At 42.7% G+C, this 18,911-nt stretch carries 15 protein-coding genes; 7 read left to right on the top strand and 8 right to left on the bottom strand.

Features of this window, described 5'->3' with window-relative positions:
• Nucleotides 1-107: 107 nt before the first annotated feature.
• The 5 genes from iscB to F6K53_RS24680 form a co-directional block, all read right to left on the bottom strand.
• A complete protein-coding gene (gene iscB / locus F6K53_RS24660; RefSeq protein ID WP_293071778.1) occupies nt 108-1,328 on the bottom strand; it encodes an RNA-guided endonuclease IscB in 1,221 nt (406 codons plus the stop codon).
• A gap of 287 nt (nt 1,329-1,615) precedes the next feature.
• Nucleotides 1,616-1,849, bottom strand: a complete 234-nt coding sequence (locus tag F6K53_RS24665) for a hypothetical protein (protein WP_008182312.1) — start codon at nt 1,847-1,849, stop codon at nt 1,616-1,618.
• Between the two features lie 71 nt (nt 1,850-1,920).
• Nucleotides 1,921-2,529 carry a hypothetical protein gene (locus tag F6K53_RS24670; RefSeq protein ID WP_293071779.1) on the bottom strand — a complete coding sequence of 203 codons (609 nt, stop codon included), beginning with the start codon at nt 2,527-2,529 and terminating at the stop codon, nt 1,921-1,923.
• 161 nt (nt 2,530-2,690) lie between these two features.
• Entirely contained in the window at nt 2,691-3,221 is a 531-nt protein-coding gene (locus F6K53_RS24675) for a thylakoid membrane photosystem I accumulation factor (protein ID WP_293071780.1), read from the bottom strand.
• Between the two features lie 550 nt (nt 3,222-3,771).
• Nucleotides 3,772-7,395 carry a filamentous hemagglutinin N-terminal domain-containing protein gene (locus tag F6K53_RS24680; RefSeq protein ID WP_293082527.1) on the bottom strand — a complete coding sequence of 1,208 codons (3,624 nt, stop codon included), beginning with the start codon at nt 7,393-7,395 and terminating at the stop codon, nt 3,772-3,774.
• Nucleotides 7,396-8,287: 892 nt separating this feature from the next.
• Between F6K53_RS24680 and rpmG the strand changes: the two genes are divergently transcribed.
• The 5 genes from rpmG (at nt 8,288) to F6K53_RS24705 (ending at nt 14,347) form a co-directional block, all read left to right on the top strand.
• A complete protein-coding gene (rpmG, locus tag F6K53_RS24685) occupies nt 8,288-8,482 on the top strand; it encodes a 50S ribosomal protein L33 (RefSeq protein WP_293020919.1) in 195 nt (64 codons plus the stop codon).
• Between the two features lie 121 nt (nt 8,483-8,603).
• Nucleotides 8,604-8,819: a 30S ribosomal protein S18 gene (rpsR, locus tag F6K53_RS24690; RefSeq protein ID WP_008191262.1), complete on the top strand. Its 216-nt coding sequence runs from the start codon at nt 8,604-8,606 to the stop codon at nt 8,817-8,819.
• 368 nt (nt 8,820-9,187) lie between these two features.
• Nucleotides 9,188-11,245, top strand: a complete 2,058-nt coding sequence (locus tag F6K53_RS24695; protein WP_293071783.1) for a ribonuclease R family protein — start codon at nt 9,188-9,190, stop codon at nt 11,243-11,245.
• A gap of 195 nt (nt 11,246-11,440) precedes the next feature.
• Entirely contained in the window at nt 11,441-12,643 is a 1,203-nt protein-coding gene (locus tag F6K53_RS24700; RefSeq protein ID WP_293071784.1) for a transposase, read from the top strand.
• 129 nt (nt 12,644-12,772) lie between these two features.
• Nucleotides 12,773-14,347 carry an ammonium transporter gene (locus F6K53_RS24705; protein WP_293082530.1) on the top strand — a complete coding sequence of 525 codons (1,575 nt, stop codon included), beginning with the start codon at nt 12,773-12,775 and terminating at the stop codon, nt 14,345-14,347.
• A 207-nt stretch (nt 14,348-14,554) separates the two neighbouring features.
• On the opposite strand, the gene F6K53_RS24710 is transcribed toward F6K53_RS24705, so the two are convergent.
• Nucleotides 14,555-15,718 carry a hypothetical protein gene (locus tag F6K53_RS24710; protein ID WP_293082533.1) on the bottom strand — a complete coding sequence of 388 codons (1,164 nt, stop codon included), beginning with the start codon at nt 15,716-15,718 and terminating at the stop codon, nt 14,555-14,557.
• A gap of 131 nt (nt 15,719-15,849) precedes the next feature.
• Nucleotides 15,850-16,194, bottom strand: a complete 345-nt coding sequence (locus F6K53_RS24715) for a hypothetical protein (RefSeq protein WP_293020911.1) — start codon at nt 16,192-16,194, stop codon at nt 15,850-15,852.
• 646 nt (nt 16,195-16,840) lie between these two features.
• Between F6K53_RS24715 and F6K53_RS24720 the strand changes: the two genes are divergently transcribed.
• Nucleotides 16,841-17,236 carry a hypothetical protein gene (locus F6K53_RS24720; protein WP_293020910.1) on the top strand — a complete coding sequence of 132 codons (396 nt, stop codon included), beginning with the start codon at nt 16,841-16,843 and terminating at the stop codon, nt 17,234-17,236.
• Between the two features lie 240 nt (nt 17,237-17,476).
• Here F6K53_RS24720 and F6K53_RS24725 read toward each other — a convergent pair whose 3' ends face one another.
• Complete coding sequence (locus F6K53_RS24725) at nt 17,477-17,671, bottom strand: hypothetical protein (protein WP_071102195.1); 195 nt, start codon at nt 17,669-17,671, stop codon at nt 17,477-17,479.
• Nucleotides 17,672-18,402: 731 nt separating this feature from the next.
• Here F6K53_RS24725 and F6K53_RS24730 point away from each other — a divergent pair.
• Entirely contained in the window at nt 18,403-18,735 is a 333-nt protein-coding gene (locus F6K53_RS24730) for an STAS domain-containing protein (RefSeq protein WP_293020909.1), read from the top strand.
• Nucleotides 18,736-18,911 lie beyond the last annotated feature (176 nt).

Below are 18,911 nucleotides of genomic sequence, written 5' to 3' on the forward strand. Positions count from 1 at the left end.
CTCTTCTAGGGGTCGGGTTTGCACCGCCATCCGGATGAATAGTTGTAATCTTTCGGGGTTGTCCCCGCGAATTACCTAAGTCTTACCCCTCCTGGTAAAGGAGGCTCTTACTTAGAACAAGCCGCACGTCCTGATTTAGTTGAGATATTGAAATATCCTGATTTTCGAGTTGCAACTCGTCCCACGTAGGTACCGATTTTCTTGCCTTGAGTTACCACAGCACGGACAATATCACCCGTCTGAAAGCCTTTATGAATTTTTGTCCTTGAACAGTGACGGACAGGAAAACCATACTTGTTTGTTCGACAAAGCTGACGAGTTCCGTGACCTTTGGCAGCAATCATCAAAGGTTGGTAGTTTTCGATCATCAATGTTTCAACCTTTCCGACATTCGCTGCGTCTAACCAATGAGTTTTTGGAAGGCTTTGACGGCATCGATTGAATTTAGTCAATCCGCCGCTACCAACCTCAACAGGTAACCCAATTGATTTCAGTTCGTGGTACAACTTCCAACGAGTTGAATTAACAGAAGCCGCATCTGCTAAAGGACGTTTAGCTTGACTTAATACACCCTTGAGAATACTAGGTTTCTTAGACAGGAAAAGCTCAATATCTTGATTATATTTAGCTTGATTGCATGGGCGACACGCAATAGCTAAATTAGAAACCCGATCGGATCCGCCTTTAGACTTGGGTTTGATATGCTCAATTTCTAACTGAATATCTGTTGCCCCACAATAAGCGCATTTACGATTCCATTTTTCAAGCAAATATTCCCGAAGTTCGTAACCGTAAAGTGTACCCTGCTGGTACTCGATCCCAGATATTTCAGGATTTTGCAGTTTTTGAGTGTCGAACCTGACCAACTCTTGAGAGATGCCCGTAACAGGACATAATCGAGTCAGTTTTTTAACCCAAGTTAAAATGTTTTGAACTCTAGACGTCAGGCTAGGAGCTAGCCAACTTTTTGGTCTAGTTCTATTAAGAAATCTGGGCTGACGATATCGAGTCTTACGGTGGCGTCGGGCACGCCTTAACTGCCTACGAGAGGTTAAAGCGTTTGTTACCTGGAAACCTCTATGAGTAAGCTCGGCTCCCCAAACCACTCGATTCCCTTGGACGATAGCTAAGCCACTTGTTTTTGCCCCAGGATCTATTTTGATTTGTGACCCGTGAGTTGTTGGTTCTTTTATTTCCTCCGTCAAGATTATAGTAAACGGATAACGACGATAGACCTTGGCTTTGCCTGCTGAGAGTAAAATTCTAGCTCTCACCGGTTTGCAAGGGTCTAAAGGTTGCCGATTTTTGTTAAGTACAAATACACGCATAACTGTGTTTTCTCCTATCGCTAGGGTAAAGTTAGCTTAGTCAAAGTTATTTCTCGGTACTTTCCCAATCGCACTGGTTTAACTCAACTACACCTGTTTAACGACCGGGTTCTAGAGCTGGGGACTAGCTACGCATCCCCAGGTAGGAACTTGAACTCTTAGAAATAACGTAGTTCTATAAAAACTTAGACTGGTAAACTTTGAGCTTGAAAGCTCCCGCTATAGTCTGTTCGCGCAGCGTCGGCTACGCCGAAATACTTAGCGGTGAGTTGTTTACAGTTTCCCAATTATCTTTGGTGTTGTGCTACCAATTTTTTTAGGTAAGAGTAAGCTTCTTCTGGTGAAAGAGTGAAGATTTGACCTTTGCATAGGATTTCGTACCTTCCTAAGTAATAACCATGTCCACCAATTAAACCCATCTTTGCGGCTTGATTGCCAAGCTTGGTTAATTCCTGTCGAATTGAATAGTCCAATTCTTCTATTTGTTGATCAATAACTTGATTAATAGTTTGTTCCTTCATGTTTGACCGCTCCTCGTTTATTTATAATACTGCTTTATGCACCCCACAACCCATCGACCTGGGGATAGCGGTCAACAAATTGGGCGCTTGCCTGGATTAACTGCATGAATGTACTCACTTCCTGATGTCGGCCATCCCCGTTTATAGGATGCTTCCTCAGGTTTCCCCCAACCTAGCTGCAATATAATTTCCCAAAAGTTGTAATTCTTATATTCATAGAGATTTGCCCATTCCGTTTTCTGGGCGACCTCTTTTACATCATTGGGCATAATTTTTTGATAGTCTTTACCAAAATTAATACTTAGGTATAAGTCCATACCTTGGATGCCTCTATGCCAAAACTCGAACAGGTCAGCTTTGGCAGCTTTAAGGATTTTCAGGTCACTCTCTAGGGCGGCTAACTGCTCGTCAATAGCAGGATAACGTAGAGTCTTTCCTTTCATAGTCAGTTCGCGCCAAATAATGCCTGAAACTTGGTGTTGCCGTTGGTAGCTGTGAACTGCGGCTTTAAAGTCGTTATAAGCACTGAACTTTTGAATTCCCTCCGGTTTCAGAAAGCGATCAATCACAGGGTTACCAGACACCGAAGCTGACAGATTAAGACGTTGCCCATTCATGCACGAACGACGTTCTTGAGCCAAAATTTCGATTAGCTCCTGTGTGCTGTAAACCTTGGACATCAGCACGGATGTTAACTGTACTTACAAATAGCTTAACCCGTAAACGTGACAAAAAAATAGGGTAAACGCCAATGGCAGTTCACTCATGACTAAAACAATTGTCTTCATGTTACGTTGTGGGAGTTTGATTGGATGGATGTCTCAGCACTAAGCCAATTAAATCACTCTGATGTTAACTGAGCATTTATATCATTGACAGTGCGCAGCTTTAACTCTACAGATTCTGAACGGGGTAGTAAGTTAAACACTTCCCGAAACACATCATCTATCTGTTCATAAGCAACTTGTCCAATTTCATTGAGTACTACCTCTGCCTTTTGGTCAATCAGTACTGTCTGGGGAATTAAATCTTGGTAGTAGTATCCCGCTTCTGTGGGTGTATAGGTAGCATCGGCTAACAAAGTGTCGATGTTGACTGGAATAAAACTCGCTGCCCTACCATAAGGCTCCTGTAACTTAGAGATAGTCACAGAATATAGCTTGCAATCCCTACTGTCATCTACGTAGAACACCAACAAAGCTGGCTTTTTCCTGCGCAAAGAATCTTCTAAGGTAATTCGTGGTGGGACTATAGAGCCATTCCCAGCATACAGAGCAAAAATATTACCATCAAAGCTGTCATCATCGAAACTTGCTAATGCTGATGGTGTTCCCAGTAGATACCAGCAGCTCAGTAAGCCGACCAGAATCAATAGGCATTTGGAAACAAATCTACACCTTACACAGCAACTATATTTAATAGTCCTGTATCCGAATCTTCCTAAACCGTCTATCATACCGAATTATTAGCCCTTATCTCAAATCCGAGGTGAATCCAAGTCCAAGGGTTTCAAAAATCGCAACAATCACTATAGCAATTGTAATTCAGTTGTGAACCGTAGTGCAGGCATATTGGCTGCACTACCAGGATAACTAGACTTAGTTGTGAGTCAACCGGATGAATGAAATGGTGACTAGCCTGTTTTCTATCCCAGCAGAGAAATGCTACGGATGAGTGACATCATACACGCTATGAATGCGATCGCATATACTGCACCCACGCGATCGCATTCATCACTGTATCACTGTCAGATCAGCAGGAGCGACCCAAGGGCAGTTTACCTGCCCATTCGAACGCGCGCCTGAGATTTCCGATCAGGGAAAATTATCAAAAATCCTCGGTTGCTGATGCCCAAGGCACAGTTGATCAGCAGAAGTGATGGGCAACACCACTCCAGCTAAAGGAATTGATATTCAACTGCCTCAACCCTTGCTACCACAAGACCTAGGAATATACCAATTACTCTTAGGTGTAACAGTATTCGGTTCAGCCGTCAGGATAATTGTACCATCCTCCCCAACAGTCCAACCCTGAGCTTCCACTATTTTCTTCGGACGAGAAGGAGTAGGAGTCTCGGCAGTGCGGCGTTTCCCTCTCATGGGCAAGTAACTGACCTCAGGGGTAGGAGTAGAGGTAGCTTCTTCGATCTTCTCTTCTTCAGTATCAAGGGTGATCCAATCTACCAGTACAGACTGTTGATTGATTGGGTCTAGGGGACTCGGGGGTAAGCCACCTCGTCCAGTAACAATGAATTCACCCAGTTCATCTACGGCTACTTTTCCGCTACTGGGACAGTTAGCAACAATTAATGCTGAAGGGTCAACTAGTGATGTTGGTAAGTTTTCAGGATCCTGTGCTGAGCCGGTAATATCCCTGGTCACAGTCCCAGATTGACCACCGCTAAAGCTCAGAGCTGCTATTTCACTATTATTATTCTCAAAAGCTAGGGATTCGATTATATTTCCAGATGAGTCCCTAAATGCACGGTCATCTTCGAGTACCTTCATATTGAATAAGCCTTGCAGGGTGATGTTAATTTTTCCACCATCCCCTTGCTGAGCATTAGCAAATATATCGCTACCTTTCTCATCATTAGTTAGAGGTAGCGCTACTAATACTCCACCAGAAATATCGATATTTCCACCATTGGCATTACCTATAGCGCTAGCCAAAATTAGGCTGTTGTTATCGAGTATGATCACTCCCGGTACATTGATTTCGATAGTTGCTGCTTCTTGGTTGTTGGTTTGTTTGCCAGTAGCAGCTACAAGTTGGCCGTTGTCTAGGGTTAGAGACTCAGCCTTAATGGTTAGTGTGCCAGCTACTCCTCCCTCGCTCTCATCCACATCGGTTTCTGGAAAACCATTCTGAGTTAATTCTACACCGCTTACTGCTATTCGTGCTCCATTCTCGACAGTTAGCTTATCTGTTTCTATAGTCACATTTCCTGCTATCCCTGTTTTAGTGGAAGCGGAAATTTCGCTATTGTTTACCGTCAAGATGTCTAAATCTAAGGTTATGTTCCCACCTTGACTTGTTTTGGCAGTGGAAATAATTTCAGCACCATCGGTTAGTTGCACTTCATCGGCATCAATGTTGATATCACCACCGGTAAAGTCACTTTCGCTTTGGGCATTCAAAACTCCACCATCTGATAGATTCAAGCTCTTTGTTGTTATGTCAATACCCCCTCCTTTACCCTCAGCTCCTTCTCTAGTTGCAGTGGATATGCTACTGGTTCTTTTAACCCCAGAAATTTCCACAAAATCGGTGGCATTGACTGTAATATTACCTGCTGGGAGTTTGCCATTAGTCGAAGCTTCTAATTTCCCTCCATCTTTGAGGGATAGAGAGCGAGCTGTAATGGTAATGTTACCAAGGCCTCCTGGGGAGTTTTGCGCGCTCTCTGGGTTTCCCGCGTTACGCCCTATGGCAGTTCGGATGTCGCTATTGGTAACCTCAATCTTATCTTTAGCAGTTATCTCGATATTTCCAGGATTTCCCTGACTGTTGTTTGTAGTCTGAGCATCGATCGAGCTTCTATTGCTTAAGAATAGTGAGCCAGCTTTAATGGTTATCTCGCCACCATTGCCTGTAACTCCCCTTTGGGATCTTGTTTCAATTTGGGCTCGATCTGTCATGATAAATTCTCCATCAACTTTGATGTCGATCGTGCCCGCGTTTCCATTTCCTGATGTATTAGCAGTTATACCATCAGAACCACCCCTTGGATTTTTATCTGAGCCTAATCCAATCATCGTCAGTGACCCGACACGAATGTCTATGGAACCGCCGTCACCCCCAGCTTTTGAGTCAGTCCTAGCTGTAATTTGGACTAGACCTCTTTCCGATTCAGGATTGCTGGGATCTTTGCGAGCATCAAGCAATAGGGAATCAGCTTCAATCTCAATGCTCCCGCTATTTCCTTCAGCTTTATCTTGAGCGATACTCTCAATTTTGCTATCGTATTTAACCTCAACTGCTCCACCAGCCAAGATCGTAACTTTTCCTCCGGTTCCCTTACCGCTATTTTGGCTCTTAATTCTGCTGTTATCAGCCAGGGTAACATTGCCATTGACCTTTAATGAGATATTGCCGACACTGCCCTTTGTTTTGGAATTACGTTGTTCTGTTTTAATGGTACCTTGCTTTTTCAGGAGTACATCGCCAGTCACATCGATGGTAATGCTGCCGCTATCACCATCTCCCCCTGTTATTGCGGAAATTCCTGGGTTTTGTCTCCTAGATTCGATTACCAGGGAGCCAGCAGTAATTTGAATGCTTCCTCCTGGTCCACCTTTTAGTTCACCTTTTTTGTCATCAGTTGTTAAGGTAAAAATTCCATGCTGATTTCCGCTATTAGAAGCAATAATCGAAACTGAGTCATCAGCGGTAATAATAATATCACCCCCTTTCTGACCATTTCCCTTAGTTGTGGTGAAGATTCCCTGCTCTCTTCGAGCCGTCTCTACTGTCAACGAGCCAGTATCGATAGTAATTTTTCCGCCTTCTCCACCTTCTTGATTGGTCATGGTAAAGATGCCATTATCTCCTCTTCTGCGAGAAGTAGAGCGAACCGATACTGAGTTATCAGCACTTATAATAATATCACCACTTTTATGACCATTATTCTCAGTTTTAGTAAAAATACCCTGATCTCGATTAGAGGTTTCTACTTCCAAAGAATCAGCAATAATCCTAATCTCACCACCATCAACATTACTATCTTTTGCTACGAAAGTTTCTATAGCGCTATCGGTAATTACAACATTCCCTTTCTTGACGCCATCCGGAAAATCTAAACCTAGCTTGTTACCGTCTTTAGTTAATGCTACTTGTCCTGGTGCGCCCAATCCCGCTAACAGAATATTCCCACCTTGATTGGTGCTAATCTTACTATCTTTAACCTCAACATCACCACCAAGTAACAATAGGTTATCAACTGCCAGCTTCTCTAACTTGGCTTGACTGGTAATATTCCCCGGAATTTGATTAAAGAAAAACACATTAGGATTAACCGTCAGCAATGGCGAAGGAGGCTCTGGATTAGAAGCACTAAACACTCCTTGATTCCCAAACCCAATCCCATCAGCAGTGGTGCCCACAAATGAACCAGATACATCCAGCTTGGCTTTATCCCCAAATAAAATCCCATTGGGATTAATCAAAAACAAATTCGCTCCACCATCGACACCCAAGGTTCCTAAAATATTGGAGGGATTAGCACCAGTTACCCGAGACAGAATATTTTCAATCCCAGCTGGATTAGCAAAATAAACTCTTTGCCCGTTTTCAACATTAAATTCTAAAAAACTGTGGAACAAGTTGATATCCCGGATTGCTCCTCCTTTAATTAGATCAACAATTTTCCCGTTTACATCACCAGAGCCCAGGTCTAGCTGCGATCTTTCCCCTGTGGGCAAGGTAGTATCAGGAGTAATCTGAGCATGAGCTTGGTTAGCTGAAAATGCGTACGCTCCACTAATGGCTAAACATAGGGCTAACCCTAACTGAGTGTTATACCGTTTCAAGACATCTAATGCCATGGCAATGGTTTCTCCTGATCCTGGGTCGGGTGATTTTACTTAGGCACTTAAGGTTAATCAATTTCTTGCCATCGATTACGTTAGTATTAATTAACCTAGTTTTGATTAACCTAGTAACAGCTAATCAGTTTGATTCATAATGGCTTGAGACTGTTATTCTTTTTGGAAAGAATAATTTTAGTTATTATACACCTATAGGTGGTAGCCATGGATGTAAAGTTTTGTTAATTCAGATTAACTAGGGCTACAGGGAATGCTGATCCAAAGCGGCTGATCAGGAGCATCCTATCATATCCAAAATTGCTGAAATTTCCAATAGTGGAGTAATTGGACTGAAGTTCTAAACTAGCGCTATAGTTAGGAGCCGCTTAATCTGAGCAATTTTAATTAGCGCTATAGTTGCTGAATCAGATACTTCAATGGAGCAGCTGTGGGATTGACCGTTCGCGCAGCTTCGGGCTTTGCCCAAAAGGTCTTGGTCTGGCTAGTTAAGGGAGTCTTACTATTATAGCGCTACGCGCAAGTCAGCAAGGTTCTTGCGTCAGAAGTCAAAAGTAAGCTATGACTAAGTTTGCTGAGTTTAGGAATGTCAAACACCTTAATGGGTAGTGCTATACTAACTATCACTAAATGGTAGGCCATGCTTGGCTTCGCTGCACTAAAGCGCTTCGGATTGGCTGAAAAATTGGTCTATCTAAAGCCATTTCAAGGATACTGCCGTGGGATCCCCTAGCCACTGACGAGATCGCGCTGCACTATGATCGTGTCAACAAGGCGTGAGGTTTTTCCCGAGACTTGAGAAATTTTGCATCTACTTGATAGACTGGGGCATCCCATGAGATAATAGTAAATTGTGTTTAATTGTAATATTTGAGTTCTTAGAAAAAAAACTATGGCAAGTAAGAAAGGTGTCCGAATCGTTATTACTCTAGAATGTACGGAATGTCGCAGTAACTCCAATAAGCGTTCGGCTGGTGTTTCCCGCTATACCACTAGGAAGAATCGCCGTAACACAACATCACGTCTGGAACTGAAGAAATTTTGCCCCAATTGCAACAGGCACACAATTCACAAAGAAATCAAGTAGATTTGGTCCTTGGTCATTTGTGAATTGAATTTTTTAATTCAAAATGGACTATTGACAAAGAACAAATGACTATAATCATTAACCAGTAACCCAAATAACCAATAACCAATCATAACCAATCATGACTTACTTTCGTAAACGTCTCTCTCCGATCAAACCCGATGAACCGATTGACTATAAAGATGTTGAGTTGCTGCGCAAGTTTATCACTGAACGGGGAAAAATTTTACCCCGCCGCATTACTAATCTAACGACTCAACAACAACGAAAGCTAACCACAGCCATTAAGCGAGCAAGGTTCTTGGCTTTGCTACCCTATATTAATAAAGAAGGTTAAGGTGAACAATCACGGTCTTCCTCTGGGATATTTCCCGTGTGAAGAATGAAATATCAAATAATAAGGATGAAGGATGAAGTATGAAGTATGAAATGGGGTGATCGATGGCTCAGGCGTGGGATGCAGTGGCCTCATGGGGAGGCCACTCGCGCTCTGCATGGCTGACATGGTTAACTAAAAACTTGCGACTCAACCAGGAGTTACACTGACCACTGAGCGCTGACCACTGAGCGCTGACAACTTCAGACTTCAGACTTCAGACTTCAGACTTTAGACTTGACCCCCTCTGCTGAGTTGGGCATCTCAACAACACAGGATAGACTGGGGGGAGGTGGATTTGGTAAACGCTACCCGGGTTATCAGAACTGGTGGAAAAGGGAACACTAATCGAATTTCGCTTACAAGGAGAACGCCATCTCGCCGTTGTCGATCGTCCAGAGGGCAAGAACCACTTGATTGCTTTGGATCAACGGGGGAAACTGCACAAGCTCCATCCTCGACAAGTCACCTACACAGTGGCGGATTCTACTTATAAGCCATCACAAATACCAGAGTTTCTTGCTCGAGTACAACCGTATCTAGACCCAGATAGCTTAGAATTAGCCTGGGAATTACTGGTGGAAGAAGGAGAGGCGGTTACCTGTGCTGACATGGCACAGTTATTATTTTCTGAGCAAAGTCCACCCCAGTGCTATGCTGCACACTGTATTCTGTTTGAAGACAAAATCTATTTTAAACACAAAGCACAAACCTATGAACCCCGCTCCGCTAGCATGGTGGCTGAAATCAAGCATCAACTGGCAGCGGCTCAATCAAAGCACCAGGAACAAGAAGAATTTTTGAAGCGAGTACAACAAAAGCTAGGGGGTGAGGAAGTAGAGTGGCTTGATAGCGATCGCACTCGCTTTGATGCTCTAGAACGGTTCGTTAGTGAACCAGATAAACCCTCTCGTGCAGTTCAGGAAACTCTGGAAGCAGTAAAACGCCATCAAAACCCAGAAAATGCCTTCAATTTGTTGGTAAATCTGGGTTTGTGGCATCCTCACCAAAAGTACTTGCTGCGTCATAAAATCCCAACTCAATTTCGTCGTGAGGTACTCGAATTGACCCAGCAATACCTGGCAAATCCTCCTACTGACCCAGATTCAGATCGCTTGGATTTAACTCATCTGAAACTCTACACCATAGATGATGAAAGTACCCAAGAAATAGATGATGGGTTGAGTATAGAAGATCTAGAGGATGGCACTCAGCGTCTGTGGATTCACATCGCTGACCCAACCCGCTTGGTAATGCCAGGGGATAACCTTGACCTAGAAGCAAGACGGCGTAGTACCACCATATATCTACCCACAGGCATGATTCCCATGTTCCCATCGGAACTGGCAACTGGTCCAATGAGTTTGGTTCAAGGTCAAGTCTGTGGCGCACTCAGTTTTGGCGTGATATTGGATGAAGATGGTGCCATCTATGACTATCAGATTCGCCCCAGCTTGATTAAACCCACCTATCGCCTGACTTATGAAGATGTAGATGAAATGTTGCAGTTAGGGGTACAGGCAGAAACAGAACTGTTTGCGATCGCTAACTCGGCTGTGCGTCGGCAAAAGTGGCGCAAGTCTCAAGGGGCGATTAGTATCCATATGCCAGAGTCGGTAATCAAGGTGGGAAATGATGAGCAAATTACCATTGAGGTGTTAGAAGATTCACCATCACGGCAAATGGTGGCAGAAATGATGATTCTGGCAGGTGAAGTGGCTGGACGCTATGGTCAACTGCATCAAATTCCCCTACCATTCCGAGGACAACCCCAGCCAGAACTTCCCTCCCAAGAAGAACTGCTGCTATTGCCAGCGGGTCCAGTGCGGTTCTGTGCCATGCGTCGGTGTATGCCTAGAAGCGAAATGAGCATTACCCCAACACGCCACGCTAGTTTGGCTTTGGAAACTTACACCCAGGTAACCTCTCCCATCCGCCGCTACACTGACTTAATGACTCATTTCCAGCTGAAAGCTCATCTACGGGGTGACCCCCTACCCTTTGAAGCTGAACATTTGCTCGAAACGATGCAGAGTGTAACCAGAACAGCTAAGGACGCTAGTGAAGTAGAACGTGATACCAACAAATATTGGGGATTGGAATATTTACGGCGTAACCCGAATCAGGTTTGGCAAGTATTAGTACTCAGTTGGTGGCGAGAAAACGAGAATAAGGGCAACATTCTCCTAGAAGAGTTAGGTCTAGAATTGCCCATGCGTTTCCAGCGTTCGGTTCAATTAGGCGATCGCTTACACGTCAAAGTCAGTCACGCTGATCCCCGTAAAGAAGTTATTCATTTTCAAGAACTAGCGAACTCAGAGGCTCAACTTGCTTTTAACTCAAAGCTAGAAGATGGCTCAGCTTCTGCTGTCAACAGGTTCGCGTAAATCCCTTTTCTTGTATAAGGCTCGGATGTAAGCAGTTAATGATGTGACCGAAAAGTCTGAGGGCGCAAGCCCCTGAATTCTATTCATGGGGTTAGCCCGAAAGGAATTTATTCCCTAACAGATAGCTGTAACTTTTCCTTTAAAATACCGACTATAATAGTAAGCAAACTAAGCCAATCAAGGAGGTGATACTGGGTGTTGGTAATGGAATTTAAAGCGGTTTTAAAAGAGCCTCAAAAATTAGCAATAGACGAAGCAATTAGGACAGCAAGATTTGTCCGAAATAAAGTACTTCGGTACTGGATGGACAACCGTGGAGTGGGCAAGAAAGAACTGTACCGTTACAACACCCAAATACGCGAAGAATTCAAGTTCGTAAAAGACCTTAATAGTCATGCATGCCAGGCGTCCGTTGAGAATGTAGAACGGGCTATCAAGCGGTTTTATGACAACTGCAAAAATAAGGTTCCTGGCAAAAAGGGATACCCCCGTTTTAAAAAACATTCTAGATCGGTCGAATACAAGCAGTCTGGATGGAAGTTATGGCCAGATAAAAAGTCGATAAAATTCACCGACAATAAAGGGATTGGCCAGGTTAAACTCAAAGGTACCTGGGACTTATGGCGTTTCGACCAAAAACTTATCAAGCGGGTCAGAATAGTCCAAAGGGCGGATGGTTATTACGTTCAATTCTGTGTCAAATTAGACAATCACGAACAACTAGAAGCTACCGGCTTTACTGTTGGTTTGGACGTAGGACTGAAAGAGTTTTATACGGACTCAGACGGGTATTCAGAACCCAATCCAAGGTTCTATCGAAAAAGCGAAAGACGTCTGAAATTTTATCAGCGTCGGGTTTCCCGGAAAAAGAAAGGCTCTGCTAACCGTAAGAAAGCAATTAATGATCTAGGCAGGACACACCTCAAAATAAGTAGGCAACGTGAAGAACATGCGAAGAGACTCGCGCGTTGCGTAATCCAGTCTAACGATCTGGTCGCTTACGAAGATTTGAGAATTAAAAACCTGGTAAAGAATCATTGTCTTGCCAAGTCTATTAACGATGCTGGTTGGTATCAGTTTAGAAAATGGTTGGAGTATTTTGGCCAAAAGTTTGGCCGAATAACTGTTGCAGTTAATCCGGCTTATACAAGCCAAAATTGCTCCAGTTGTGGTGAGATGGTCAAAAAGTCATTATCGACTCGAACTCACGTTTGCCAATGTGGCTGTCAATTAGATCGAGACCACAATGCCGCCAAAAATATCCTAACTAGAGCACTGAGTACGGTGGGGCACACCGGAACTTTAATCAACGCTTGGGGAGAGGGTGCCTCTACTCTTCTTGGCTCCGGCCTGGAAAAGCAAGTAACCTCGTTGAACCAAGAATCCCCCAGCTTCTAGCTGTGGGGAGTGTCAAGAAACATCATATAGTGTGATTTAACAGTGTAATTTAATAGTGTTATGTAAGTATGTCAACCTACTTACCAGTTGGAAATTCACTTCTACTGTAAAACTAGAAAGCTTGCTTTGATGTCTCGACATAAGTACAAGAGATTAAAACACCAAATCACCTCGGTACCGAGCCGTTGGTACTTCTGCCTATCTTTTGCTATTACCATCCTGCTGGGATGGGTTGGTGTAGCAGCAGCACAAGATAGTAACACGAATAATTTCACTAACCTGTCTACTATCTGGTTGTTAGTTTCATCTTTTCTAGTCTTTTTTATGAATGCTGGCTTTGCCATGTTAGAAGCCGGGTTATGTAGACGAAGAAATGCGACTAATGTCTTGGCTAAAAATTTGATAGTTTTCTGTATATCAGCCTTAGCATTTTGGCTAATTGGCTTTGGCTTAATGTTTGGTGATGGCATTACTTACAGTTGTGTTCCAGGAGAAAATACTAGTTTAAGTTTAGTGGGTCAAAAGGGCTTGTTTTTTAATCTTCCCTTTCCCCAATTTGGAAATCTGGGCTTTCCAGAATCAGGATTTAATTGTCTCAATCAAGATTGGTCTAATCACTCCTTTGCGTCTCTATTTTTATTTCAGTTAGTCTTTGCTGGAACTGCAGCGACTATTGTTTCAGGAGCTGTTGCTGAACGGGTAAAATTCTGGGCATTTCTCCTATTTAGTTTTTTCCTGGTTGGTTTTATCTATCCCGTAACCGGTCACTGGGTTTGGGGACACTATGGTTGGCTAGCCAAGGCGCTAAAATTTCATGATTTTGCGGGTTCAACTGTAGTCCATAGTGTTGGTGGTATGGCTGCCTTGGTAGGTGCTTGGCTACTAAAGCCACGACAAGGTCGTTTTGGCTACAATTTAAGAACAGATAGATATGAAGGTCTCGAAACTGAAAAGTTCTCTGCCGATAATCTGGGTTTAGCCACCTTAGGCTGTTTAATTCTTTGGCTGGGCTGGTTTGGTTTTAATGGTGGCTCAGCAAAGGATCTCGATTATGTAGCCAATACCATCACAACTACCATGATGGCAGCAGCAGCTGGTGGAATATCCAGCGTATTTTTTAGTCCAATTATCCTAGGAAAACCCAGTCTAGCCTCAATTATCAATGGCATTTTAGGTGGGTTGGTGGGAATTACAGCTTCAGCTGCTTTTGTAGATATCAGAAGTGCATTTATAATTGGCTCTATCAGCGGTATTTTTGTCCTTTTAGGCGAATATTTTATACAAGTTTGGAAAATTGACGACCCCGTAGGTTCGATTCCTGTTCACCTTTTCTGTGGATTTTGGGGAACGATTGCCTTAGGAATCTTTAGTAGCAATAGTTCTCTGTTGTACTCAGAACTTGATGTATATGACAATCCATTACTACAAGTGTTGTGTCAGTTCTTAGGCTGGCTGATTATTATCATTGTAACAGCTCTATTGAGTTTAGTAGGTTGGCTATTAGTTAGCCTAATTTTATATTATGCAAGCCAGATCAATGAGCGGATTAGCGGCAAACAACGCCATAGGAAACAATTACGTCAAACCCAATATTTTCAATTGGGAGAATTTATATTAACTATTTTTGAAATTGCTCGTCGAGGAATTAGGGTATCTTTGGAAGAAGAAATAAGTGGTAGCGATGGAGTTTTTTATAATCCTTAAAATCTGGATTATCAGTAAATAGCTAAGTCTTAAAAAGTAGGAAATAAAAGAAAGTTGTCTTGAATAAAACCATTACATTAAATTATATATATTAATTAGTTATTTAATTACTAAAAATCCCTACATACATTTCCTATTCCCTATTCCCTATTCCCTGTTCCCTGTTCCCTGTTTCCACGACTACTGATTTAACAATTTAACAATTGATTACCCCAAATATTTAGAACCGGGACAATCATATTTTATTAGATAGTTTTTCAACCAATTAGCATAATTCTCATTATTCCTATCCCATCGACGGAAAAAACGTGGAAGAGATTTTTGTTTAAACTGGTAGTAACGCTCTGATACTTGACAAAGATTTATCGTAGCTTGCTTGAATTCACCTTGACTAGCGAGCTCTTCTATAGCATAGGAAAACTGCAATTGATCTAACATTGACTGACATAGCTTGGGAAAAGCCTTATTTTGACTCTTTATCTTTCTAAGTTGCTCTATTTGTTCTTTTCTGGTAATAAATTGGCGTCTGCATATGTCCTGAGGAACAAGGTTTTTTAGTTGATCGTCTGCTCTTCTAGCACTAGTACACTGAAATACACCAAAGGTAATGACTAGAAACAAGGCGATCAAGCCACCCCAAAAACTAATGGGTGATGGGATTCTGCTAGTTGATGGGGTAGCCGAGGTTGTGGCTTGGTCTGGCTCTAAAGGTACTACAGTTGATTGGTTGGGCTCGTCAGTTGTCAGATCTGGGTGTTTAGGCTGGTCAGTTGTGAGATCTTGGTGTTGAGTAACTGGGGTGATTGGTAGGTTAGGAAAAGCCATGGCGATGGCTTGATCAGTAGCATCTGTCGTCAGCTCAGATGCCAACCAATAGTCTGTACTGGTCAACTGTGCTAACTCTTGAGCTACCCAGCTGTGATTAAAAACAGCCTCATAAATACGGTTAGAAACTTTTAAATTTCCCCCCTGGTTAATCACCACACCGGAGTTGAGCAACACTTTTTGTTCCCAACTGTCATTTGCCATCATGGCTCCCTGCAAAATTTTCTGATACAGCCGCAGGAATTGTTCTTCGAGCAAGAAACTACGAATATCTTGCAGAAGTTCAGCGGCTTCCTGAGTTTCCCAATTTTCAACGAAGTGAGTTTTGACGAGTTCTTCGACTTTAAGAGCTTCCTCACCAACAGGGATGGGAGATTTAAAGTCAAGGATAACTTGACAAAGCTTCTGGGTCAAAAAAGGCTGAGAGCCAGTCCATGCCAGTACCTCGTCTAAGATAACATCAGGGTTGATCAGATGTTCCGCCAATGCGGGTTTGAATGGTTCGAGGATTTTAGCCACCTCAGGTTTATCCTGCTTAGAGGTCATTTCATTCCTTGTGTATTCCAGACTATTTTTCCTTCAAACATATTTTGTGATAGTCTTAAATTTTGGATCAAGATTAACAAGGAATTTCTATGACCTACAAGCCAGGTTATCGGTAAGACATGGGGTTTCGACTACATGTCCATTACATCCAACCCCTCTGATGGCATAACCTTTCCCCCATAGGACTTAACTACATCTTCAAACAAGGGCATATCATCCTGTGGGATTCCCACTACTACTACCATTTTGGCATATTCCTCTGCTCCTTCTTCCTTGTATTCTATTTGCTCGAAGGGCAGGTCTGTTGTCCAATCGTCTAAATTGCTATTAATCATAGGGATGTTGGGCAACAGTTCTTCAACTGGGATAGCGCGAGGTTTAAAAGGTAGATCCACGCAAAATCGAGGCAGTGCCTGATGAGAAAAATTAACGAAATCCACGGGATTGGTAAAGACGACGGATACTTGGACTTTCATAATCTATGCTATGCTATTCAATCTATTGAGACCGATTTGAATTAATACATCATAGCAAAGATGAGCAGTAAGCTTACCCCGGGCTGTTGGCGTAGCCTGCCGCCAGGCATAGCACGGGGGCTTTCGCCCAGGCAACAGGCGCGTTGGTTTTCAGTACCCCTAGCTAACTAACGCCCTTAGACTCCCAATTAATTGAGCCTAAGGGTTAAGGGCTGAACCTCTAGGTCTGCTTACTCTACGGAAACCCGTAGCTTCTACAACCGAGTCAATTCCCGGACGACCCCATTGAGAATTAAGAATTGAGAATTGAGAATTGAGAATTGGTATTTCTGAATTCTTGATTCTTGATTCTTGATTCTTCAACATTGCTCCGATTTACGTATCACTCGCCGATACTAACCTACTGGCCTAGCCGTTTTCTCCAGAGCTAAGAGTGCCTTGGCCAATTTCAACCTATATCTATTATACTTTACTGGGGTTAAAACTGCTATGCCGCTTCATCCCGGAGACGAAACCTTTGTTTCTTACGTGAGACAGCCTCTGACTTGCAGTCATGCCAAATCTGGGTCTAATAGCACCGTTAACCAAACTGGTAATATGAACAGTGTATTATATCGCAATGACTCAATTTAGGAATTGATGCCTGGTGAATAAAGACGTATCAAGGAGTTTGGTTTACGAGTTCCAGCCTCATCAGATTATTTGCTTAGAGCATGACAATACTCGTTTATACGCTGAAGTTATCGAATTTGTGTCATCGCGACAAATGTGTTGGGTGCGTTCTATGATATTGGTCACCTTGCATAGTCAAGAGCCTGTGCCAGTGGAACCCCCTGAACAGCTTACTCTTTACGACCTACGCTCTGGACCGGATTTACTTTGGCCAGCGAGTTTATTACGACTAGCCTTAGACACTGAAGTAATTCCCCTCTTGGTTCGGTTAGATGACCCTGATGTCAATGTAGAAAGTGACCCTGATGCTCGCCAGCAACTAAGTTATTTTATCTGTGCAGTTTGGCAAGCTTATCCAGACAAGTTTTAAGTTTTGTTAATGGTTAATCGGTCATAGGACTTTGCCAACTCCATGGTGATCTGATCACGACTCAAGCAGTAGCAAGTCAGACCCCTTAGGAGAGTAAACTAAAGTTGTAGGGGTTTTGCCACATGTAGCTGTCAGAGCTTGCCCCAACCCTGAAAGTCATGGCTAAAAGTCATGGCTAAAAGTCATGGAGTAGTTACCAAGCCTCCGAGCTGGTCTAGCCTTAGTTTATAACCACTTTTTCTAGTGACTCGGAACTAGCTGTACACGACCAGCATCCATCTCAGACATTAATAATTCCAGTGCTTCGTAATCCACATCAGAGATGTAACCCGTTTGAGTTAGTTCGTAGTTAATTGCATTCTCTATATCAGGAGTCAACTGCCTAATATAGAGGGCTTTTTCTACTAGTTGACGAATAACAAAGGTAGTTTTCACAATTACTTACCCAAAATTCCATATAAATTTATTGTCTTCTGAAGTTACTAGCCACTATAGTGATCTTTATCTTATTGGTATGTGATCTAAATCACTGATAAGGTGGATTGGTACTCTCTTAAATACATATTATAAGCCTTTTGGACTTAACTCATAAAGCTTAACCTGAACGTAAGAAGCTATGCCGTTTCAAGGGTTAGAGGTATTGAAGTTTAGGTGCGACCCGTTCCCGTAGCGTCGGCTTTGCCCAAAGGTGCGACCCAAGGGCGATTTACTCGCCCTTGGAGGCGCGCACCTAAGGCAGTTATAAGGACATACTGCTTAGTACTACTTGCCTCTACACCCTAGTTAACGTTATACTTATCTAAAGCTAAACATTTGGCTCAAGCCTATAAAAAAAGTCTTATATTTCTATGTCAGGGCAGCTCTATTTAGTGAATGTAACAAAAATTATTAAAATTTAATCCCTACTTATAGGCATGAACTGAGCGATGCTCTTAGCGACTTAGACCATCGGAAATGAAAAATAAATAAATTACTTAACTTGAAAAAAGTAATATATGATACATTTTGTTGATGGTAAGTTTTATGAAGATTTCAAAAACCATTAGCCATCTGTAAAGATTCGGCAAAGTATCTCAGAAGTGGTATGGAATTAGCAAAATTCCATACTATCTTCAATATATTCTCTAGAAAATTTTATTGGATTTGACCAAGTGAGGATTCTGCTCATGACACAGGCGACCCTGAGTGCAAAATTAAGAATTATTCAACCTTCCGGTCATATTAACGCTTCTAATGCAATTGAGTTTAAAAGTCAGTTGACAGAAGCTGTGGTGGCTGCTGAGGATTCGGCTTTGTTGGTTGATATGCATAAGTTAGAGTCTCTCGACAGTGCTGGCTTAATGGCCTTAATTCATGCCCTGAAGCTAGCAAGAAGTCTAGAGAGGCGCTTTGGTCTTTGCTCCGTAGCTCCTTCAATTCGCATTATGCTGGAGCTAACTAAATTAGATGGGGTGTTTGAGATTTTTGAGAGCCATGAGGCTTTTGCTACAGCCCTCTAGGGGGTTGGAGTAGGTTGGGAAGCTAACTCAATGGCTCTGAGTGCAGCAAAATAATAGGAAATCTAAGGAAGATTAAGTGCTTACAGCGATGATGATGGGAGGAGATAGGGAAATACCAGTCAAGAAGTATGGTGGTTCTTATCTCCCTCACTTCATCCACCTTCACCCAACCCTAT

This window comes from Moorena sp. SIO4A1 (assembly GCF_010672065.1).
Taxonomy (GTDB): Bacteria; Cyanobacteriota; Cyanobacteriia; order Cyanobacteriales; family Coleofasciculaceae; genus Moorena.